Annotated in this window: 22 protein-coding genes; 14 read left to right on the plus strand and 8 right to left on the minus strand. The window is 61.5% G+C overall.

Features of this window, described 5'->3' with window-relative positions; translation table 11 throughout:
* Positions 1-29 precede the first annotated feature (29 nt).
* Positions 30-806, plus strand: coding sequence for a peptidylprolyl isomerase (locus tag JAB6_RS09410; protein ID WP_034756072.1), 777 nt, complete (start codon positions 30-32; stop codon positions 804-806).
* Positions 807-872: 66 nt separating this feature from the next.
* Positions 873-1,553 (plus strand): DNA alkylation repair protein, encoded by a 681-nt coding sequence (locus tag JAB6_RS09415; protein WP_070302513.1) that lies wholly within the window; start codon positions 873-875, stop codon positions 1,551-1,553.
* Positions 1,554-1,572: 19 nt separating this feature from the next.
* On the opposite strand, the gene JAB6_RS29690 is transcribed toward JAB6_RS09415, so the two are convergent.
* Positions 1,573-2,466 (minus strand): GNAT family N-acetyltransferase, encoded by an 894-nt coding sequence (locus tag JAB6_RS29690; RefSeq protein WP_083292625.1) that lies wholly within the window; start codon positions 2,464-2,466, stop codon positions 1,573-1,575.
* A 153-nt stretch (positions 2,467-2,619) separates the two neighbouring features.
* Here JAB6_RS29690 and JAB6_RS09425 point away from each other — a divergent pair, with 153 nt between their 5' ends.
* The gene (locus JAB6_RS09425; protein ID WP_070302515.1) at positions 2,620-3,510 is read left to right on the plus strand and encodes a neutral zinc metallopeptidase; all 891 of its coding nucleotides are present in this window, start codon (positions 2,620-2,622) and stop codon (positions 3,508-3,510) included.
* Between the two features lie 50 nt (positions 3,511-3,560).
* Here the strand turns inward: JAB6_RS09425 and JAB6_RS09430 are convergent, their stop codons facing one another.
* The 4 genes from JAB6_RS09430 to JAB6_RS09445 all read right to left on the minus strand — a co-directional run bounded on the left by JAB6_RS09430 (position 3,561) and on the right by JAB6_RS09445 (position 8,134).
* Positions 3,561-4,319: an ABC transporter substrate-binding protein gene (locus JAB6_RS09430; RefSeq protein ID WP_070302517.1), complete on the minus strand. Its 759-nt coding sequence runs from the start codon at positions 4,317-4,319 to the stop codon at positions 3,561-3,563.
* Positions 4,319-5,185, minus strand: a complete 867-nt coding sequence (gene nadC, locus JAB6_RS09435) for a carboxylating nicotinate-nucleotide diphosphorylase (protein WP_070302518.1) — start codon at positions 5,183-5,185, stop codon at positions 4,319-4,321. Before nadC ends, JAB6_RS09430 begins: the two co-directional genes overlap by 1 nt.
* Complete coding sequence (gene nadA / locus JAB6_RS09440) at positions 5,182-6,315, minus strand: quinolinate synthase NadA (RefSeq protein ID WP_070302520.1); 1,134 nt, start codon at positions 6,313-6,315, stop codon at positions 5,182-5,184. Before nadA ends, nadC begins: the two co-directional genes overlap by 4 nt.
* Positions 6,316-6,535: 220 nt before the next feature.
* The gene (locus tag JAB6_RS09445; RefSeq protein ID WP_034756044.1) at positions 6,536-8,134 is read right to left on the minus strand and encodes an ABC-F family ATPase; all 1,599 of its coding nucleotides are present in this window, start codon (positions 8,132-8,134) and stop codon (positions 6,536-6,538) included.
* A 210-nt stretch (positions 8,135-8,344) separates the two neighbouring features.
* Here JAB6_RS09445 and JAB6_RS09450 point away from each other — a divergent pair, with 210 nt between their 5' ends.
* Genes JAB6_RS09450 through JAB6_RS09460 form a run of 3 tightly spaced genes read left to right on the plus strand, consistent with a single transcriptional unit; the run spans position 8,345 to position 10,066 of the window.
* Complete coding sequence (locus JAB6_RS09450) at positions 8,345-8,887, plus strand: DUF2939 domain-containing protein (RefSeq protein WP_070302522.1); 543 nt, start codon at positions 8,345-8,347, stop codon at positions 8,885-8,887.
* Positions 8,888-8,899: 12 nt separating this feature from the next.
* Positions 8,900-9,571 (plus strand): hypothetical protein, encoded by a 672-nt coding sequence (locus JAB6_RS09455; protein WP_070302525.1) that lies wholly within the window; start codon positions 8,900-8,902, stop codon positions 9,569-9,571.
* A gap of 48 nt (positions 9,572-9,619) precedes the next feature.
* On the plus strand, positions 9,620-10,066 hold the full coding sequence (locus JAB6_RS09460) for a GNAT family N-acetyltransferase (protein ID WP_070302527.1): 447 nt from the start codon (positions 9,620-9,622) through the stop codon (positions 10,064-10,066).
* 77 nt (positions 10,067-10,143) lie between these two features.
* Here the strand turns inward: JAB6_RS09460 and JAB6_RS09465 are convergent, their stop codons facing one another.
* The 3 genes from JAB6_RS09465 to JAB6_RS09475 form a co-directional block, all read right to left on the minus strand.
* Positions 10,144-10,836, minus strand: coding sequence for a DUF3334 family protein (locus tag JAB6_RS09465; RefSeq protein ID WP_034756036.1), 693 nt, complete (start codon positions 10,834-10,836; stop codon positions 10,144-10,146).
* Between the two features lie 306 nt (positions 10,837-11,142).
* On the minus strand, positions 11,143-11,400 hold the full coding sequence (locus tag JAB6_RS09470; protein ID WP_070302528.1) for a DUF1488 family protein: 258 nt from the start codon (positions 11,398-11,400) through the stop codon (positions 11,143-11,145).
* A gap of 15 nt (positions 11,401-11,415) precedes the next feature.
* Complete coding sequence (locus JAB6_RS09475; protein ID WP_175444521.1) at positions 11,416-12,567, minus strand: sensor histidine kinase KdpD; 1,152 nt, start codon at positions 12,565-12,567, stop codon at positions 11,416-11,418.
* A gap of 173 nt (positions 12,568-12,740) precedes the next feature.
* On the opposite strand from JAB6_RS09475, the gene JAB6_RS09480 reads away from it, so the two are divergent.
* The 8 genes from JAB6_RS09480 to mntP all read left to right on the plus strand — a co-directional run bounded on the left by JAB6_RS09480 (position 12,741) and on the right by mntP (position 19,235).
* Complete coding sequence (locus JAB6_RS09480) at positions 12,741-13,058, plus strand: hypothetical protein (RefSeq protein WP_070302530.1); 318 nt, start codon at positions 12,741-12,743, stop codon at positions 13,056-13,058.
* A 112-nt stretch (positions 13,059-13,170) separates the two neighbouring features.
* Entirely contained in the window at positions 13,171-14,841 is a 1,671-nt protein-coding gene (locus tag JAB6_RS09485) for a DUF6138 family protein (protein ID WP_058048152.1), read from the plus strand.
* A 97-nt stretch (positions 14,842-14,938) separates the two neighbouring features.
* The gene (locus JAB6_RS09490) at positions 14,939-15,613 is read left to right on the plus strand and encodes a hypothetical protein (protein ID WP_070302531.1); all 675 of its coding nucleotides are present in this window, start codon (positions 14,939-14,941) and stop codon (positions 15,611-15,613) included.
* Between the two features lie 25 nt (positions 15,614-15,638).
* A complete protein-coding gene (locus JAB6_RS09495; protein ID WP_070302533.1) occupies positions 15,639-15,971 on the plus strand; it encodes a hypothetical protein in 333 nt (110 codons plus the stop codon).
* 129 nt (positions 15,972-16,100) lie between these two features.
* The gene (locus JAB6_RS09500) at positions 16,101-16,703 is read left to right on the plus strand and encodes a hypothetical protein (RefSeq protein ID WP_070302534.1); all 603 of its coding nucleotides are present in this window, start codon (positions 16,101-16,103) and stop codon (positions 16,701-16,703) included.
* An 85-nt stretch (positions 16,704-16,788) separates the two neighbouring features.
* Positions 16,789-17,640: an alpha/beta hydrolase gene (locus JAB6_RS09505; RefSeq protein WP_139143331.1), complete on the plus strand. Its 852-nt coding sequence runs from the start codon at positions 16,789-16,791 to the stop codon at positions 17,638-17,640.
* A 110-nt stretch (positions 17,641-17,750) separates the two neighbouring features.
* Positions 17,751-18,605, plus strand: a complete 855-nt coding sequence (locus JAB6_RS09510) for an undecaprenyl-diphosphate phosphatase (RefSeq protein WP_070302535.1) — start codon at positions 17,751-17,753, stop codon at positions 18,603-18,605.
* A gap of 60 nt (positions 18,606-18,665) precedes the next feature.
* Positions 18,666-19,235: a manganese efflux pump MntP gene (gene mntP / locus JAB6_RS09515; RefSeq protein ID WP_070302536.1), complete on the plus strand. Its 570-nt coding sequence runs from the start codon at positions 18,666-18,668 to the stop codon at positions 19,233-19,235.
* Positions 19,236-19,309: the final 74 nt, after the last annotated feature.

Here is a 19,309-nt window from a genome sequence, read left to right on the forward strand (position 1 = left end):
GATTTTTAGTATATTTATTAGGAATGAACATGATTTTGAAGCCAGCCCGTTTGATCTTAGCCCTGGTCGCCGTTGTAGCGATCCCTGCGTTCGCGCAAAACGTCGCCACCGTGAATGGCAAGGCCATCCCGTCGTCGCGCGTTGACCAGGTCGTCAAGCAAGTCGTCGCCCAAGGCAAGCAAGCGGATTCTCCGCAATTGCGCGAAGCCATCAAAAAAGACCTGATCGGCCGTGAAGTGCTGATCCAGGAAGCCGACAAGCAAGGCTACGGCACGCGTCCGGAAGTCAAGTCGCAGATCGACAATGCCCGTCAAAGCATCATCATCAACGCCCTGCTGGCCGACTACGTCAAGAAGAACCCTGTCAAGGACGCTGAAATCAAGGCCGAGTACGACAAGTTCAAGGCACAAGCGGGCGACAAGGAATACCATGCACGCCACATCCTGGTGGCCACCGAAGCGGAAGCGAAAGACATCATCGCCAAGCTGAAAGGCGGCGCCAAGTTCGAAGAACTGGCGAAAGTATCGAAAGACGGTTCCGCAGCGAATGGCGGCGACCTGGACTGGGCTAGCCCAGCTTCGTACGTGAAGCCATTCTCCGACGCCATGGTTGCTTTGAAACCAGGCCAGGTCACGCAAACGCCAGTGCAATCGCAATTCGGTTTCCACGTGATCAAGCTGGAAGAAACCCGTCCGACGAAGCTGCCGGCACTGGAAGAAGTCAAGGGTCAAGTGGCCGAGTCGCTGCAACAGAAGAAACTCGCCGCTTACCGCGATGAGCTGATGAAGAAAGCAAAAATCCAGTAATATCGGATGAAGATGAAAAGGCGCTCCACGGAGCGCTTTTTTTACGTCTGAACATGGGAAAACAGCATGGACTTGCACGTCGAATTAAAAATCGCACTCGAAGCTGCTGCCGAACCGGGCCGTGCGGCGCCCATGCAGGCGTATATGCGCGACCAGTTCGTTTTCCTGGGCGTGGCAGCGCCGCAGCGGCGACTGGCCGCCAGGGACTTGCTGGCGGGTCTGAAGGGCATCGATGCCGCGACCTTGCTCGAGCACGCGCAGCTGCTGTGGCAACAGCCGCAGCGCGAATACCAGCACGTGGCGCTCGACATGCTGGCCCTGCACTGGCGCCAGCTGAACATCGGGCACCTCCCCGCCCTGCTGGCGTTGGCGCGCCAGCGGGCCTGGTGGGACAGCGTCGACGGCATGGCGGGTATCGTCGGCGAGGTGCTGCAGGCGGAGCACCAGCGCGGCGGCGACGGCCATGCGCACATGGATGACGCGCTGCTTCATGAAGACTTCTGGCTGCGCCGCATCGCCATGCTGCACCAGCTGGGCTGGCGCGCCGACACAGGTGCCGGCTGGCTATTCGGCGCGGCGCTGGCGCTGGCCCATGAAGACGAGTTTTTCATCCGCAAGGCCATCGGCTGGGCCCTGCGCGATTACGCGCGCCACGCGCCCGAAGCCGTGACGGCGTTTGCCAACGCGCACCGCCAGCAACTATCGCCGCTCAGCTACCGCGAAGCGTTGAAGCACCAGCCACGGTGAACGCCTGCCCGCCGCAGCTTTACAACTGCTTGTGCATGCGCGCGAGCGGCAGCTTGATGTCATCGGGCAAGTCGAGGTGAAACTCTTCCGTCACGGCAAAGCCGCTGGCCAAATACAGCGGCACGCCGGGCAAGGTGGCGGCCAGTTCCAGGGCGGTAAAACCGGCGGCCAGCGCCTGGCGTTCGCAATGGCGCATCAGCATGCTGCCCAGGCCCTGGCGGGCGGCGCCTGGATCGACAAAGAAGGCGCGGATGCGGCCCGGCTGGCTGGCCGGATCGAGCAGCGGATCCGGCCCGCTCTTGGCGCGGTCGGCGCCATACAGGGTGGCGCGCTGGCTCCAGCCGCCGCAAGCCAGCATGGCGCCATCGCGTTCGATCACGAAATACGTCCGGTCCGCCACGAGCTGCGTATCGACGCCGAACACGTGGCGCGTCACGGCCTCGGCCTGTTCCTGCGTATAAAACCCCGCGCTCAGCGCCACGCCGGAACGGGCGATCAGCGCATTCATTGCCGGCACATCGGCCGGCAGCGCCACGCGCAAGCGCGTCAACGCGCCAAAGCTGAACCAGGCACGGTTGATGCGTCCCTGCTCTACCTCATACGTCGCCACAAGTTCCTGTGCCGACACGCCATCGTCCGTATCGCCATGGACGATTTCATGGTCGATCACCAGCTTGCCGCAGGCTATACGATTGAGCAACTGCGCCCGCGGCCGGCTTGCCGCGAAACGGGCCGTGAAACGGGGGCCGATCTGCGCGCCGCCCTGCGCCAGCAAGGTATCGGGGTGCTGGAATTGCTGCGCATCATCTGCGTAGATGGCCAGCAAGGCCGGCACGTCGTGCGCGTTGTAGGCGTCCAGTTGCGCCTGGACCACCGCCGTTGGCGAAATGAGTGTATCGTTGGCAAGCGCCATGCGTGTACCTGTTGTGGAGTGGGTGGAAAGTTGCAAAGGGTAACATTGTCACCTCTTTCGCGACGCAGTTTACTGCGATAATAACAAGATTCGTCGCAAGAAACATATTCAGGCGTCACCAATCAATCGCAAATCGCAGCAGGAGTAAATATCATGAAATGGGAAGGCAATCGCGAAAGCGACAATGTGGAAGATCGCCGTGGCGAAGATGGCGGCGGAGGCGGCGGTGGCGGCTTTGGTTTTGGCGGGCGCTCGATCGGCATCGGCACCATCGTCATCGCCCTCGTCGGCTCGTATGTACTGGGCGTCAATCCCTTGACCTTGCTCAATCTGCTCAGCGGCGGTGGCGGCCAGGTCAGCACCCAGCAAAGCCAGGCGCCGGCGCGCCAGCCGCCCGAATCGGACGAGATGGCCCGCTTCGTGAAAACCGTGCTGGCCGATACGGAAGACACGTGGGGCGCCCTGTTCAAGGCCGAGGGCGGCAGCTATGTGAAACCCAAGCTGGTGCTGTTCTCGGGCAGTATCCCGACGGCCTGCGGCACGGGCCAGAGCGCCAGCGGGCCCTTCTACTGCCCCGGCGACCAGAAAGTCTATCTGGACCTCGATTTCTTCAGCCTGATGCAGCAGCGCTTCAAGGTCTCGGGCGAATTCGCCGAAGCGTACGTGATCGCGCATGAAGTGGGCCACCACGTGCAAAACCTGATGGGCCTGTCGGAAAAGGTCGACAATGCGCGCCGCACGCAATCGGAGCGCCAGGCCAACGCCATGTCCGTGCGCCTGGAGTTGCAGGCCGACTGCTTTGCCGGTGTATGGGCGTATCACGCGAACAAGGACCGCAAGATCCTGGAACAGGGCGACGTCGAAGCGGCCCTCAAAGCGGCCACGGCCATCGGCGACGACGCGCTGCAGCGCCAGGCGCAAGGCCATGTCGTGCCGGACTCATTTACACACGGCACCTCGGAGCAGCGCGTACGCTGGTTTACCAAGGGCATCGAGAGCGGCCAGATTGCCCAGTGCAATACCTTCGAGGCACGCCAGTTGTAAATGATTCACGAGGACCCACGCATGCCGCCCTGCCGGCCGGCATGCGTCTATCAGGGCAAGCTGACGTCGTAGCGCTTGCCCAGTCTTTTCAGCTCGCCCGTCTCAATCAGGTTATTCAGTTCCTGGTCGAACTGCACACGCAGCTTGTCGAAAGTGGGCGAACGGGGGAAGGCAAAATAGCCGTTTTGCAGTTCGATGATTCTGGGCAGGGGTTTCACCTGGCGTCCATAGCCGAGGCGGGCGATGACGGGATCGGTATTGCGACGGTTGCTGACGAACACGTCGACGTGATTGTGCACCAGCATCTTCAAGCCATTTTCCACGTTGTTGGCCACGCTGACCTGCAAGCCGGGCCGCACGCGCTCCCATTCCGCGCCATAGGCCCAGCCATTGAGCAGCACCACCCTGCGGTTCTTCAGCACCGCGTAGTCGCCGTCCCAGCTGAAGCTGGCGTTCTGGCGCGTATAAAAAACCATCTGGTCCTGGTAAAACGGCTTGTCGGAAAAGGCCATGCTGGCAATGCGCTCGGGCGTCTTGTAGGGACCGATCAAGATATCGGCCTGGCCCTGCACCAGCATGGCTTGCGCGCGCGCCCACGGCACCATGCGAAAACGCACGGTGTTACCCGTGCGTGCCGCCATCAGGCGCAGCAGTTCCGCGCCCAGTCCGCCATACTCGCCACCCTCCTGGTATTCGAACACGCGTTCGAACTGCGCGCCCACGGCCAGCAGCTCGCGTGCCTGCAGGGGCGCGGCAAATGCCGGCCACAGCAGCGCCAAGGCCAGCAGGCGCCGCCCTGCTTTTTTCATCAGCCGACGATGCGCAAGGAGTAATCGGTGGCCCGCACATCCTTGGTCAGGCTGCCGATCGAGATGCGGTCCACGCCCGTTTCGGCAATGGCGCGCACGGTGTCGAAATTGATGCCGCCCGACGCTTCGAGCAAGGCGCGGCCACCGGTCAAGGCCACGGCTTCGCGCATCATGTCGTTGCTGAAGTTATCGAGCAAGACGGAGACAGCGCCCGCATCGAGCGCTTCGCGCAATTGCGCCAGGGTTTCCACCTCGATTTGCACGGGCACGCCCGCGTCGAGATTGCGCGCGTTTTCCAGGGCCTGGCTGACGCCGCCCGCGGCCGCGATATGGTTTTCCTTGATCAGGATGCCGTCGTACAGGGCCAGGCGCTGGTTCTTGCCGCCACCGACGCGCACCGCATACTTTTGCGCCAGGCGCAGGCCTGGCAAGGTCTTGCGCGTGTCGAGAATGGACGCTTTGGTGCCGGCGATCACGTCGACATACTGGCGCGTGGCCGTGGCCACGGCGGACAGCAGTTGCAGGAAATTGAGGGCGCTGCGCTCGGCCGTGAGCAAGGCGCGCGCCGGCGCTTCAATCGTGCAGACAACGCTGTCGGCCGTCATCATGTCGCCTTCGGCGTAATGCCAGGCAATGTCGATGCTGCGATCCAGGCTTTTCATGATGCCTTCGAACCACGGCGCGCCGCACAGCACGGCCGCTTCGCGCACGATCACACGGGCAGTGACGATGTGGTCGGGCGGCACCAGCTCGCCCGTCAGGTCGCACTGGCCCACGTCTTCCAGCAAAGCAGCCAGCAAATTGCCTTCGAACGCGCGCGCCAGGGCCGGATCGAAAGGGGCGAAAGAATTAACGAGGGTACTCATGCTGGACCGATTCCTTGGAACAATGTGGTTTCTTTTGCCAGGTCCGCGCCCGGCTTGAGGCCCGCCTTCTTGGCGGTGGCGAAGTCGAGCATGCGGTTGATCGAGCGCACGGCAAGCTGGCCGACGGCAGGATCGACGTGGATTTCGTTGTGCATATTTTCCAGCGTCTGCGCCAGGTTCAGCAAGCCGTTCATGGCCATCCACGGGCAGTGCGCGCAGCTCTTGCAGGTGGCGCTGTTGCCGGCCGTGGGCGCTTCGATGAAACGTTTTCCTGGCGCGGCCGCGCGCATCTTGTGCAGGATGCCGTTGTCGGTGGCGACAATAAAAGTGTCCGTGTCCATGGTTTGCGCTGCCGCAATCATTTGCGACGTGGAACCCACCATGTCGGCCAGCGCCACCACGTTCGCGGGCGACTCCGGGTGCACGAGCACCTTGGCTTGCGGATACTCTTCCTTGAGCAGATCGAGTTCGATGCCCTTGAATTCGTCATGCACGAGGCAGCTACCCTGCCATAGCAGCATGTCGGCGCCCGTTTGCTTCTGGATGTAGGAACCCAGGTGCTTGTCAGGTGCCCAAAGGATTTTCTTGCCCTGCGCATGCAGGTGGGCCACGATGTCGAGGCCGATGGACGAGGTCACCATCCAGTCCGCGCGCGCTTTGACGGCCGCGCTGGTGTTGGCGTACACCACCACCGTGCGGTCCGGATGGGCGTCGCAGAAGGCCGTGAATTCATCGACCGGGCAACCGAGGTCGAGCGAACAGGTCGCGTCGAGGTCGGGCATCAAGACGGTTTTCTCGGGACTGAGAATCTTTGCCGTTTCACCCATGAAACGCACGCCGGCCACGACGAGGGTCTTGGCCGGATGGTCGCGCCCGAAGCGGGCCATTTCCAGGGAATCGGAGACGCAGCCGCCCGTGGCTTCGGCCAGGTCTTGCAGGTCGGCATCAACGTAGTAGTGGGCAACGAGCACGGCTTCGCGCTCGATCAGCAGGCGCTTGATGCGCGTGATCAGTTCGGCTTTCTCGGCCGGGGACGGCGTCGCTGGCGTGCGTGCCCAGGCGTGGGCAGTGCAGCTGGCTCCGTCTTGTGGATGTTCGTACTCGACGGATTTGATGGCTAAAGTTTGCATGGCTGTGTCAAACAAAAACGGGATAGACCGGCACGATTGCAATAAAGCAGTTGCGCCGGAACGAATGGACCGCGGCGCGTCGGTGTGGTGCTGGCGGATGACGTTGTAATGTCGGATTACGCTGCGCTAATCCGACCTACGCGACCTACGCGACCAACTCACCCTGACGTAGGTCGGATTAGCGCACAGCGCGTAATCCGACACAACGTTACCCTAAAAATTAATCAATACCCTGGCTCTTGAGGTAATCCTCGTAATTGCCACGGTAATCGACCACTTCATCTTCCTTGATCTCGATGATGCGGTTGGCCAGCGAAGAAACGAATTCGCGGTCATGCGACACGAAGATCAGGGTACCCGCGTATTTTTCCAGCGCGATGTTCAGGGATTCGATCGATTCCATGTCCATGTGGTTGGTCGGCTCATCGAGCATCAGCACGTTGTGGCGGCCCAGCATCAGCTTGCCGTACATCATGCGGCCTTTTTCACCGCCGGACAGCACCTTGACGGCCTTCTTGACATCGTCGCCGCCGAACAGCAAGCGGCCCAGGATGGAACGCACGGCCTGGTCGTCGTCGCCCTCTTTCGTCCACTGGCCGATCCAGTCGGTCAGGTTCGTGTCCTTGGCGAAATCTTCCGTCGGGTCTTGCGGCATGTAGCCGACGTTGGCGTTTTCCGCCCACTTCACGCGGCCTTGGTCAGGCTGCAGGCCGGCGATGTCGCCCGCGATGCAGCGCAGCATGGTGGTCTTGCCGGCGCCGTTGGCACCGATGATGGCGATGCGTTCGCCCGCTTCGACCATGATGGAAAAGTTCTTGAACAGCTGGCGGTCGAAGCCTTTCGAGATGTTCTCGACTTCCACGGCCAGGCGGTGCAATTTCTTTTCGCCGTCGAAACGCACGAACGGATAGGCGCGCGACGATGGCTTGATGTCGTCGACCTTGATCTTTTCGATCTGCTTGGCGCGCGACGTGGCCTGGCGGGCCTTCGACTTGTTCGCGGCGAAGCGGCGCACGAATTCCTGCAGCTCGGCAACCTTGTCTTTCGCTTTCGCGTTGTTGGCCAGTTGCTGGTTGCGCGCCTGGGTCGAGGCGAACATGTATTCGTCGTAGTTGCCTGGATAAATCTTCAGGGTGCCGTAGTCCATGTCGGCCACGTGGGTGCACACCTGGTTCAGGAAGTGGCGATCATGGGAAATGATGATCATGGTGGAGTTGCGCTCGTTGAGCACGTCTTCCAGCCAGCGAATCGTGTTGATGTCCAGGTTATTCGTCGGCTCGTCGAGCAGCAGGATGTCCGGGTTCGAGAACAGCGCCTGCGCCAGCAGCACGCGCAGCTTCCAGCCTGGCGACACATTGCTCATCGGGCCTTGATGCAGGTCGATGGCGACACCGGCGCCCAGCAGCAGTTCGCCGGCGCGCGATTCGGCCGTGTAGCCGTCGTATTCGGACACTTTTCCTTCCAGTTCGGCCGCCTGCATGTAGTCGTCGTCCGTCGCTTCCGGGTTCGCGTAGATCGCGTCGCGCTGCTGGATGGCGGCCCACATTTCCGTGTGGCCCATCATGACGACGTCGAGGACGCGCATGTCTTCAAACGCGAACTGATCCTGGCGCAGCTTGCCCAGGCGTTCGTTGGTATCGAGCATGACGTTGCCGCCCGACGGGTCCAGGTCGCCGCCCAGGATCTTCATGAACGTCGACTTGCCGCAGCCGTTCGCGCCGATCAAACCATAGCGGTTGCCGTCGCCGAACTTGACGGAGATATTCTCAAACAATGGCTTGGCGCCAAACTGCATCGTAATATTTGCTGTAGATAGCATGTGATATTGGGTCTTTATTCAGTTAAAACAGCTAGTTAAATACTTTTCTCCCATTATACAGCACCCACCCTCATCACTCTATAGTGGTCCGCCGAGGGCGCCCCGAGTGCATGCGGAGAAATAATGGCAAGAAAATATGATTGCCGTATTTCCATTTAGCAGATACGCTGCGTGCCATCCATTTTCCACCCTCCACCTAGCAGGCTTCACTTGAAAAAAATCACCATCGCCGCGGCCGTGGCCGCCGCTGCCCTCGCTGTCAGCGCCTACGCTTCGCCCTACTATGCCTTGCACCAGATCAAGAGTGCGCTGGCCGAACGCAATGCCGAAGCCCTGGCCGAACACGTGGACTTTCCCGCCCTGCGCGCCAGCGTCAAGACACAGCTGGAGGTCAGCATGGCGCGCAGCATCGCGGCGACCGCCGGCAGCGACAACCCGCTGGCCGCACTGGGCCAGTCGATCGCCAGCGCCATGCTGGGCAAGATGGTCGACACCATGGTCTCGCCAGCAGGCGTCGTCGCGCTGGTCAACAAGAGCGCCGTCAGCCCGCAAGCAAGCGACACGACAGACACACCTGCCGATGGCGCGCAGAAAAAGGCCGAGTATTCGGCAGGCTATGCCGGCGTGAACACCTTCGTCGTGCGCGCGAAAGACGGTAATGTACAGGAAGGCGCGCTGGTCCTGCAGCGCCATGGCGTGTGGGGCTGGAAACTGAGTTCGATCGAGATCGCGTCGGCGATGACTGCACGTTAACCGGGAAATTTCATGCTGAAACACACGGCTTTATCGCTGGCAATCGCCCTTGCCAGCGCCGCGCCATTCGCCCACGCCCTCGATGGCACAACCGGGAGCAGCCACTCGGTTGCCGCGCGCATGCAGGCGGAAACGTCGAAGGCCGCCGATCCCGATGCGCCCGCGCCGCTGCCCGTGCCCAGCGACATCTCGCTGGCCGAACTGGAACGCCGCCTGGCATTGGGCCAGGCGCAGGCCGCTGAAAAACACTATAGCAGCGCGCTCGATCCGGCCGCGCTGACCGGCCTGGCGCGACAGATGGGGTGCCAGGATATCGTCGGCATACAGCCGTTCGGCTTCCCGCTGGACCAAACGCAGCCCGCCATCCTCAGCGGCGCGCACCTGCTGGCCCGCTGCCCTGACCGGGCCTACGTGACGATTACGGCAATGTCGATGGCAGGCAAGACGGGCAAGCGCGCCCGCATGGCGGCGCAATCGTTCAATCAGACGGTGGATGGCAGGCCCGCGCGGCGCCTGTATTACAAGGCGCCCAACGGCCGCCAGAAGGAAACGCTGACCATCGTCGATGGCAGCTATGCGTATGCACTCGAATACTGGTCGCTCGATGACAGCCAGCAAAGCGGCATGGTCGGCAAGCGCCGCATGGACACATTGACGTTGCCACAACAAGTCGGGCGTGAATAGATAAAATACTGTATATTCATACAGTCATCCACTATTGCCCTGCCCAGCATGCCCGCACACCCGCACATCGCATTACCCTACACTATCTGCGTCAGCGCCACGATCGACGCGGAAGTCGAGCAAACCATCCTCGAGGGCTTGAACGCCTACAACGATGCGATCACGGGATACCAGGACAGACAGGCATTGAGCGTGGTCGTGCGCGACCGCGACAGCCAGCGGGTGCTGGGCGGCGCCATGGGCCGGACCTCGCTGGGCCTGCTGTTTCTCGATTTGTTTTATTTACCCGTTGCCATGCGGGGCTCGGGCCTGGGCAGCCAGATACTGGCGCAGTTCGAAGAGGAAGGACGCCGGCGCGGCTGTACCTCGGCGGTGCTTTACACCATCAGTTTCCAGGCACCCGAATTTTACGAGCGCCGAGGCTGGCGCCGCTTCGGCAACATTGCCTGCAGTCCCGAAGGGACGAGCCGGGTATTCATGAGCAAGACCTTGTAGGCTCTAAATGACAATGGCCGGCGGCAAACCTGCCGCCAGCCATTGTCAAGCACTCAAGTACTGTCAACAAGCTCTGCTTACATGCCCAGCGACTTGAGCAGGTCGGCGTTGTCGTCGTCTTCCGGTTCCGCCGCAGGCGCCGGGGCGGCGTTCCGTTCGCGGTTCGCGAATTCGCCATCCATCAGCGAGTCGGCATCGACTTCGCGCGAATCGAAATCGTGCAACTTGATGAACTCGGTACGGTCGATCGCCAGTTCCAGATAGAAAATATTGTTCTTTTCCGTGTAGAAAGTGACGCGGCGCATTTCCGGGCGGTCCAGCGGCGTGTCGACGCTGAGCATCACCTGCTTGTTCAGCACCAGCATCTTCGGCTGGCTCTGGGTGATGTTCGTTTGCAGCTCGCGCCGTACCTTGCCCGTGAAGTCGCCGACAATCTGGTTCATCAGCTCGCCCATGATGTTCGACACCTCGTCCGACGTGTAGAAGCTGGCCAGCTCCGACTTCGGCATCCCCATGTGCAACATGTAGCGCTCGTAGATTTCCATCGCCGTATCGGCGGCAAAATTGAGCACGACCAGGCCCGTGAAACCGCCATCGAACATCACGAAGCAGCCGATGTCCGGCTTCAGGCCCGTCTTGGTGATGCGCTGCACCATGCCTGAGTAATTGACCTTGCTTTGCGTTGCAACGTTGAGCACCCGCACCACCGAGTTGCACAAACTCATCAACAAATCTTCTGTACCGTACACAACATCCTTTTCTGCATCCATGAGCAACCTCTCCTACTATTTTAAAGATGACAGCACTGTTCCCTGTCCGCCGCGAGCCGAAACACGACCGTTTCGCTCAGCAAGCGGACGACTTCACCTTTGCATGCCTGACCTTGCTTGGCAGTGCGCGCCGCGTTGCCGCCGGCCCGAACCGCCCTCTTAACTTTTTCTGTATAGAAATAAGTATTAGATGCGCAGAATACCCAGATGTAACATTTCCGTCCAGCCATACCTGCATTTACTTGACGATCTGTGCGGAAATACCATACCTGGCCAAGGCGCGCGCATCAGCGCAGGAAAAAGTGACTAGAAATCAAGGGCGCGCAAGACCACGCCGCTGACCAGCAAATCGCGGCTCAGGTAGGCGAAGGCGCGCTGGCCGATGCGCAGGCGATGGGTGTCGAAAATGGCCAACAAGTCGCCGCCCTGTCCCTGATCCAGGCTGCGCAATGCCGTGACAGTGATACGGCAAGTCTTTTCCACCCCGAAGACGGACAAATGGAAGCGGATGGCGTCACCCGCCTGCTCGAGCGCGATGCTTTCGCGCAGAATTTCATAGGGCATGGGCAGACCTCCCGTTCATGTGGCAAACGTGGAGGCCGGATCGGCATGCCGTGGCAGGTCGATGATGAAGACGCAGCCATGACCAAGGACGCTTTCCACGCTCAACACGCCGTCATTCGCCTCCACGCTGCGCCGGACAATCGACAGGCTTAATCCCGGGCCGCTATTGTTCGCGCCGCCTTGCGTAAATGGCAGAAACATGTCATCCGCCGCCTCTGGCGACAGGCCGGCGCCGTTGTCCTCCACCTCGATCTTGAGCCGCTCGCCGCTGGCATACGCGCGCAGAACCACGGTGCCATTCCGCGCGCCGAACATGAAGGCATTCTGCAGCAGGTTCCCCACGGCGGAGAGCAGCAAATCCTTGTCCGCATTGAGCCGCAGCAAGGGGGCGACCTCTTCCACGACCAGGGTGCAGCGTAGCAAGTCCGCTTCCAGGCGAGCCGAATAGCTCAGTTCACTAATGAAGTTGTTCAAGAAAAAAAACGAACGTTGCAAGGTCAGGCCCGCCTCGACCCGCACGTCCGCCAGGGAACGGTCAATCAGGGTGCGCAAACCCACCAGACTGCGGTCGAGCACGGCGCCAGTCGCGCCCGACAGACCCATGCCACCGTGCTTGAGCGCGGCGACGGCGAGGCTGGCCGTTCCCAGGTGATTGCGCAGTTCATGGCCCAGGTAGCCGATGCGCTGGCTCAGTGCCAATGCCTGTTCGTCAGCGATCAGCACATCGCGCCGCTGGATAAATTCGGACACGGCTTCGGCGATGCCGTTGTCGAGGCAACGGTTCAGCGTCCTGAATTCCTCGACGGAGAATTGCTCCTCCATGACCACGGCAAGGTCGCTGACAGCCTGGCACAGGTCGCCGTAGTCGTGTACGACCTGGCTGACGGAATAGCCGAGCGCCAGCAATTGCCCGCCGTGCGTCGCGGCACTGTGGGCCAGTTCCGATGTGCCTTTCGCACTGCCATCGGCGGGGCCGGAAATGGCCAGGCTTTGCGCTATCTTGCCTGCTTCTTCCGCCCTCAGGGTACGGATCAGCTGATCGAGAAAGATGGGAACGCCATGTTGCAACTGACGCTCGCTCGGCAAGCGCAAGGGCCTCTTGGCGACTTTTTCACGGCAACGGCGCTCAAGCTCGGCGCGATTATCCGCTAGGAATAAATGCATCATGCTGTTTCCTGCTATCTATAATGACTGACAAGCAACCAAGACTACCGGTAGCACACGCAAGCCACCGTCTGTTACCGAACATAGTTGTTTACCCGCATATCGTTGCGCACAGGACGCATCCGGCATCCCCATATGCTATTGTCATCGGACACATCACCAGGCAGGAGCCATGCATGAGCAACATCGTTACCAGCGTCTCGTTCCGCTACATCGATCCGCGCCACAAGGAACCGGGCCCGAGCAGGGAATTCATCAATCAAAACATCCTGCTGCCGCCAGGCGCCCATCTGCCGCGCATGGGCGAAGCGATCGAACTCATGCACTGGGACTTGAACCGCGACATGAAATCCGGCGTGTATTCGGTCCTGTTCGTCCACACGCGCATAGCTTTGTTTGATGGCAACGACAAGCCTTCCGGCTGGCATACCACGATCACCGTGGGACCGCAGTCCGATGAAATCGACGAGCGCTTCCTCACCGCCCCCTCCTGACAACCGTGCGGCCCTTGTTGCGATCAGGTCCGGCCACCTAAAATAATGCTTTATATTAAACATGATCGTGACGGCAACCGGTGGCGCTGCCGCGCGCAATGCAAGGAAGTCAATGAGCACACTGTTAGAGCAGGCAACACAAGAAATGACGACGGCCATCCACGCCTGGTTCGATGAGCGCCTGCAGCGCACGGACCTGGAAGACGCTGTGAACCGGACCACCTTGCAGATGGGTGTCTTCAATGATTTATTACTCGACTACAAACCGGGCCGCACCACTGCCGATGAAATCGACCTGGGCTTCGGCGACGACGTGCGTCCCCGGACGCCGGCGCGCCTTGATGATGCGCAAGTGCGTGACTTGATCGCGCCACAGTTGGTGGCGCTGGTGCAAGCCCGCCTGGCGCCGCTGGTGGACACGCCGATGATCGACTACCGCTTCACCTTGCGCGGAAAGTTCCAGACGGCGCAGGGCAAGCTGCACCTGACCTTGCTGGAACACGTCAACGACGGCAAGCGCCAGGCCTTGCTGAAAAACATACATGCGTATATCGAACAAAAGCTCACGCATGGCAGCAGGCCGACGAAAAAGCTGGAAACCTTCTTCCTGACGCGCCACCTGCTCGATCCCCAGCTGTTTCCGCAGCCCGATATCGCCTGGACGATCGCGCAATTCGAACGCATCGAGCAGCTGAACAAGTCACGCCCGCAGGCACTGACCGAACATCGCGGCGATATCATCCGGGCCGTGTCGGCGTGGGCGGAAAAACAGTTCCTGCCGCGATTTTATGATGTGCAGAAATCAAGCTACCGCAGCGCGGAGTACACCTTGAAAGCGGACACGGCGCCCGATGCGCAAGCGCTGCCAGCGATCGACCTGCTGCTGTATGGCGCTGTGATGATCTTGCGTCACGAACCGAGCTATGCCAAATCGACCGGCCTCACATTCCTGGAAATCGCGCGCGAGCTGGGCAGCGAACGGGCCGTGCGCATGCTCAAGGAAGGCAGCGGCACCTTCCCCGATGCCGACATCCACGTAAAAAATACGCTGCTGGAATGCCGCGCCAACGATGTGTTTGCCACGATCAACATCACCATCACGCAGGAAGAAGAAGGCGCGTATGCGCAGGCGCTGGCCTTCATCACGCATTTGCTGCAAGCCGGTTTCCCGAAAAGCTACCAGATCAAGCTCAAATCCAAGGCCAAGGCCTATTTGCCGATCAAGGGACTGGCGAAATCCGACACGCACCGCTTCTTTGCCAACGCCCTCGCCCATGCGTCCCTGCAACCGCAGCTGGAAGCGTATGCGCGCGCGGCCATCGAGCAATTCGAATTCTATGCCGACACGGAAGGCGAAAAGAATTGCATGCCTGGCAGTTACGCCGTGTTTGGGCTGGGCTTGCTCGATGCCCGCTATTTCCCGCTCGTGCAGCACTACATGGCCAACGTCGACGAGGAACACCAGTCCGTGCAGGACCAGTTCACGGCGGCCTTTGCCGAGCAACACGGCGTCACGCGCGACTCCGCTCCGGTGCTGGCGGCGTGCCTGCGCGTATGCACGGATAACGCAAAGGTCAAGATCCAGGCGGAACTGGAGGAGATGGAAAAATTGGAGCTGTTCTGCCAGCAACTGCAAGGGCTGGACGGCTATCTGGTGGAACACATGCTGTATCCCGTCTGGGGCAAGCTGGAAAAACTGGCTGCCCTGGCGCGCAAGGCGGAAGGACGGCGCAAGGAGCTGCTGCTGTCCTTGCTTGAAGCGGCCAGCAAGGGGGACGCCTAAGGTGTGCAACGTTATGACTTTCACCATCTATAATGCGCGCGCCAGAGTTGCTACGGAGCATCTTTTGGCTCCTGACATTGAATCGTGGAGAAAATACATGCACAAGCAATTCCCTGCCGCCAGACTGCTGGCTGCCACCTTCGCCGCCGCGCTGATGCAGCCCGCCATGGCCGCCGACGCCGCAGAGCTGGCGCCGCTCGAAGTGACCAACCTGTACATCAAGACCATCATCAACCAGGATGAAGCCAGCGTCGCCAAGCTCAACGCCTACCTGCGCCCTACCCGTCTGGCGGGTCAGCAAAGCGCCGAGTATGCGTCGTACAGCGCCCTGAAGGAAGCAGACGCCCAGTTTCCAACGCAAACGGGCAAGCTGATCGCGGACCTATTCCCCGCCGACATGCGCGCGGCCCTGACGCCGACCGCTGAACTGCTGGCCGCGAACGTCATCGCTGCCAAGAATGGCGCCGCCTGCCAGGCCACCAAGGCGGACCCTGTGACGGTGGAAAACGGCATGCAGACGGCCGCCGTCAGCTTCGAATGCCAGGTCGTCAAGGTCCCGGTGGCATGGGCAACCGCCGCCCAGCAACTGGCGAAGAGCGGCTGCAAGGTCGAGCAATGCAAGGCCGGCCTGGAAAAGATCGCCGCGACCTACACGAGCTCGCCGAAGCAGACGTGGCGCGCCGTGTTTGCCGTCAGCCGCGAAAAGAACTCGGAAGCGTGGCGCAACGATTTCGCGCGCGAAACCTTCGATGAAATCTGGGAATACCTGTAATCCTTTACGGAGCTCTAAACTGCCGATGGACAAGCCCAAACTGACCCCAGTCGCCCAGCCAGCAGGCCTGGCCTTGCTCCACATGCTCGCCCCCGAGCATGTGGAGGTCACGCTGGGCGCGCAAGTGCTGGCGCAAGATTTAACTGCGCTGCACGGCAAGCAATTGCTGGCGCTGCTGCGCCGGCTGCGCGCCGCTCAATCCAACCAGCAGCACTATGCGGGCGCCAGCGTCGAGCAGGCCGAACAACTGTTCGGCGCCGCCATCGCCGCCGTCAAGGCCGAGCTGGCCATGCGTCCGCACATCCCCAACAAGCAGGAAGCCAAGGCCTTGCGCCAGGCGGCGGCAAAAAAGCGTTAATCGAGGCGCAAGCCGGACGTTCCGTGCGCGCTTGCACGCCAGCCCCCTTCTATAATCGGCAACTCTTGTTTCCGCTATTGAAAGACGTCCATGCTCACACGATTTTCCCGCCACGTATTTTGCTGCGCCATGCTGGCCTTATCCAACCTGGCGGCCGCGCAGGCGGCCAGCCTCCCGCCCATCGGCCCCATCGACGCGCGTGCCGTCTGGCAGGAACGCTCGCTGTCGGCTTGCCGCAGCGAACAATCGCCCACGACGCCCGACGTCTGCCTGCTGCGCACCATGCAGCGCAGCGGCGCGCGTCCGCAAGCCATCGCCGCGGCCAGGATGCTGGTCAAGGCAAACAAGGCGGGCTTCATCTCGGCCTGGCGTCCGCTGGGCAAGGCGGCTCTGGCCACCGTCACCTATCCGTTTCGCGCCAACACGAATGAAGGCACCTTGCTGATCGGCAGCGATGGCGCGGCCATCGACGTCGACGAAGGTTCCGTGCGCGAGGAAGACCGCGCCACACCGGCCTGGCGCGCGTTTGCCGCCGCCCATCCGGACTCCGTCCCGTTTGCGCCCGCCGATTTCGTCGGCAGCACGGCCACCGACGATGGCGGCCAGCGCCTGCTGTTTTCCACGCCCCTGATGACCTGCCATGCCTGCGCCGAGGATGGCGCGCTGCTGATTGCCTACACGCTCGACAAGGCCGGCATCGTGCGCGAGCGGCAACTCTTGACGATCAAGTAATGCTGCATCAAAGATAAGATAGAATCGCCCGATGGCATGTCCATACGAGTACATGCCATCGATCCAACTCTTATCACAGGAAAACATGCGCCGCCCCTGCCTTGCACTGCACCTCACCGCCGCCCTGCTGCTGTCCAGCCCCTTCCATCTCGCCACTGCCGCGCCCGCCGTTACCGCGGCCTCCAGCGCGGCCACGCCGCTCATCATCGGTGAAAGTTTCAACATCGATTCGCAGGCGCTGCAGGAAAAGCGCCACATCAATGTGTACATGGCGCGAGCCTGGGATACCGCGCCCGATGCACCGCTGCCCGTGCTGTACATGCCGGACGGTGGCGTTGCGGAAGATTTCCTGCACGTGGCCGGCTTGCTGCAAGTGTCGGTAGCGAATGGCACGATGCGCCCCTTCATGCTGGTCGGCATGCAAAACACGCAGCGCCGGCGCGACTTGACGGGGCCGACGAACAGCGCCGAAGACCGCAAGATCGCCCCCGTGGTGGGCGGCGCGTCCGCCTACCGGGCCTTCATCCGCGATGAACTGATGCCGGAAATTGCGCGCCGCTACCGCACGACGGGCGAAACGGCCATCGTCGGCGAATCGCTGGCGGGCCTGTTCGTGGTGGAAACGTATCTGCTGGAACCGCAGCTGTTCGACCATTACCTGGCATTCGACCCCAGCCTGTGGTGGAATCGCGGCGCCCTGCCGCGCCAGGCGGCAGCCTTGCTGGCCAAGGGCAAGCCAGGCAAGCGCAGCCTGTACCTGGCGTCGAGCAGCGAGTCAGGCATCGCCATCGAAGTGCAGCGCCTGGCCGACGTGCTGGAGAAACAGGCGCCGTCCGGCTTGCAATGGCATGTGGAAAAAATGCCGGAAGAAACCCATGGCACGATCTATCACCCGGCAGCCCTGAAGGCTTTCCGCGCCGTGTTCAAACCGCAATAAGCAGCCGGGCAGCAAGACATGGACAAACTGTAATCTGGCGCAAGGGGCCAGCACGGGACCTGGCAGGTAAAATCGGCGGCCCTTCTTTCCCCGCCAGATTACCGATACCCATGAGTTTTCTTCAACTATTTATTCTTTCCATCGTCCAGGGCTTCGCCGAGCTGCTGCCCGTGTCCAGCTCCGCCCACGTCATCATGGCGGAAAAGCTGATGGGGCTGGACCCGACATCGCCGGAACTGACCATGCTGCTGGTGATGCTGCACACAGGCACCATGTTCGCCGTCATCGTGTATTTCTGGGCATCCTGGCGCGCCACGTATTTCAGTTCGGCCAGCGCTTTCCGCAGCAACGTCCTGCTGCTCGCAGCGTCCACGGCCCTGACGGGCATCGTCGGTTTCGGCTTGCTGAAGGGCATTACGCACGTCATGAGCAAGGATGCGCCCGGCTTTGAAATCGAACACCTGTTCGGCAATGCGAAACTGATGGCCGCCGCGCTGGCCGCCGCCGGCGTGCTGATCATTGTGTCCTCACGCCAGCAAGCGCGCCAGCATGGCACCTTGTCCATCGGCAAGGCGATGGTGATCGGCGCCGTGCAAGGCCTGTGCCTGCCCTTCCGGGGATTTTCCCGCTCGGGCGCCACCATTTCCGCCGGTATCGCCATGGGCGTGCCGCAGCGCCGCGCCGAGGAATTCAGCTTCGCCCTGGCCGTCGTACTGACGCCGGCCGTGCTGGCCAAGGAAGGCTGGCGCTTCTACCAGGCCGTGACAAATGGCAGCCTGGACCATGTGGAACACGGCAACAGCCTGCTGCATCTGCTCGGCCCCAGCCTGCTGGGCATGCTGCTGTCGTTCCTGGCCGGCTTGCTGGCCCTGCGCTGGCTGTCGCGCTGGCTGGAACAAGGACGCTGGCATTTCTTTGGCGCGTATTGCCTGCTGGCCTCCTTGGTGGTGCTGTACGTAGGGTAAAATCGCCGGGTTTGCAATTTTCAACCATCCATCCCAGCCAGGTTCTACTGAAAGCCAACGATGAATTTCGCCGCCACCGCCGCCCTCTCGCTTGCCATGTCCACCGATGCCTTCGCGGCCGCCGTGGGCAAGGGCGCCGCCCTGCACAAGCCGCAATGGCGCGAGGCGCTGCGCACGGGCCTGATCTTTGGCGTCATCGAAGCCATCACGCCCATCATCGGCTGGGCCCTGGGCAGCGTGGCAGCGCCCTACGTGGAAGCGTGGGACCACTGGATCGCCTTCAGCCTGCTGGGCATCATCGGCTTGCTGATGATACGCAATGCCTTGAGCGATAGCGACGAAGAGGAAGCGCCGGCCCAGTCGCACTCGTTCTGGGTACTGGCCATCACCGGTCTGGCGACCAGCATCGACGCCATGGTCGTGGGCGCGGGCCTGGCCTTGCTGGGCGCGAATATTGTCGTCACAGCCGCCGCCATCGGCTTTTCCACCTTCGTCATGGTGACCCTGGGCGTGATGCTGGGCCGCGTGCTGGGCACGGTGGCGGGCCGGCGCGCCGAACTGATGGGCGGCCTCGTGCTGATCGTCATCGGCTGCGTGATCCTGTACGAGCATATCGGCCATCCGGCCTGAGGTCCGGACAACCGATGCGCGCGGCCCCGGCGGCGCGCTTTGTGCTACATTCAATGCTCTGCATTCCTGTCTCA

The sequence above is a fragment of the Janthinobacterium sp. HH104 genome (assembly GCF_001758715.1).
In the GTDB taxonomy this organism is placed as follows: Bacteria; Pseudomonadota; Gammaproteobacteria; order Burkholderiales; family Burkholderiaceae_D; genus Janthinobacterium; species Janthinobacterium aestuarii.

Excerpts from the sequence above, each read along its gene's own strand:
- JAB6_RS09410 (WP_034756072.1), top strand. The coding sequence starts at position 30 with ATGATTTTGAAGCCAGCCCGTTTGATCTTAGCCCTGGTCGCCGTTGTA.
- JAB6_RS09415 (WP_070302513.1), top strand. The coding sequence starts at position 873 with ATGGACTTGCACGTCGAATTAAAAATCGCACTCGAAGCTGCTGCCGAA.
- JAB6_RS29690 (WP_083292625.1), bottom strand. The coding sequence starts at position 2,466 with ATGGCGCTTGCCAACGATACACTCATTTCGCCAACGGCGGTGGTCCAG.
- JAB6_RS09425 (WP_070302515.1), top strand. The coding sequence starts at position 2,620 with ATGAAATGGGAAGGCAATCGCGAAAGCGACAATGTGGAAGATCGCCGT.
- JAB6_RS09430 (WP_070302517.1), bottom strand. The coding sequence starts at position 4,319 with ATGAAAAAAGCAGGGCGGCGCCTGCTGGCCTTGGCGCTGCTGTGGCCG.
- nadC (WP_070302518.1), bottom strand. The coding sequence starts at position 5,185 with ATGAGTACCCTCGTTAATTCTTTCGCCCCTTTCGATCCGGCCCTGGCG.
- nadA (WP_070302520.1), bottom strand. The coding sequence starts at position 6,315 with ATGCAAACTTTAGCCATCAAATCCGTCGAGTACGAACATCCACAAGAC.
- JAB6_RS09445 (WP_034756044.1), bottom strand. The coding sequence starts at position 8,134 with ATGCTATCTACAGCAAATATTACGATGCAGTTTGGCGCCAAGCCATTG.
- JAB6_RS09455 (WP_070302525.1), top strand. The coding sequence starts at position 8,900 with ATGCTGAAACACACGGCTTTATCGCTGGCAATCGCCCTTGCCAGCGCC.
- JAB6_RS09460 (WP_070302527.1), top strand. The coding sequence starts at position 9,620 with ATGCCCGCACACCCGCACATCGCATTACCCTACACTATCTGCGTCAGC.
- JAB6_RS09465 (WP_034756036.1), bottom strand. The coding sequence starts at position 10,836 with ATGGATGCAGAAAAGGATGTTGTGTACGGTACAGAAGATTTGTTGATG.
- JAB6_RS09470 (WP_070302528.1), bottom strand. The coding sequence starts at position 11,400 with ATGCCCTATGAAATTCTGCGCGAAAGCATCGCGCTCGAGCAGGCGGGT.
- JAB6_RS09475 (WP_175444521.1), bottom strand. The coding sequence starts at position 12,567 with ATGATGCATTTATTCCTAGCGGATAATCGCGCCGAGCTTGAGCGCCGT.
- JAB6_RS09480 (WP_070302530.1), top strand. The coding sequence starts at position 12,741 with ATGAGCAACATCGTTACCAGCGTCTCGTTCCGCTACATCGATCCGCGC.
- JAB6_RS09485 (WP_058048152.1), top strand. The coding sequence starts at position 13,171 with ATGAGCACACTGTTAGAGCAGGCAACACAAGAAATGACGACGGCCATC.
- JAB6_RS09490 (WP_070302531.1), top strand. The coding sequence starts at position 14,939 with ATGCACAAGCAATTCCCTGCCGCCAGACTGCTGGCTGCCACCTTCGCC.
- JAB6_RS09495 (WP_070302533.1), top strand. The coding sequence starts at position 15,639 with ATGGACAAGCCCAAACTGACCCCAGTCGCCCAGCCAGCAGGCCTGGCC.
- JAB6_RS09500 (WP_070302534.1), top strand. The coding sequence starts at position 16,101 with ATGCTGGCCTTATCCAACCTGGCGGCCGCGCAGGCGGCCAGCCTCCCG.
- JAB6_RS09505 (WP_139143331.1), top strand. The coding sequence starts at position 16,789 with ATGCGCCGCCCCTGCCTTGCACTGCACCTCACCGCCGCCCTGCTGCTG.
- JAB6_RS09510 (WP_070302535.1), top strand. The coding sequence starts at position 17,751 with ATGAGTTTTCTTCAACTATTTATTCTTTCCATCGTCCAGGGCTTCGCC.
- mntP (WP_070302536.1), top strand. The coding sequence starts at position 18,666 with ATGAATTTCGCCGCCACCGCCGCCCTCTCGCTTGCCATGTCCACCGAT.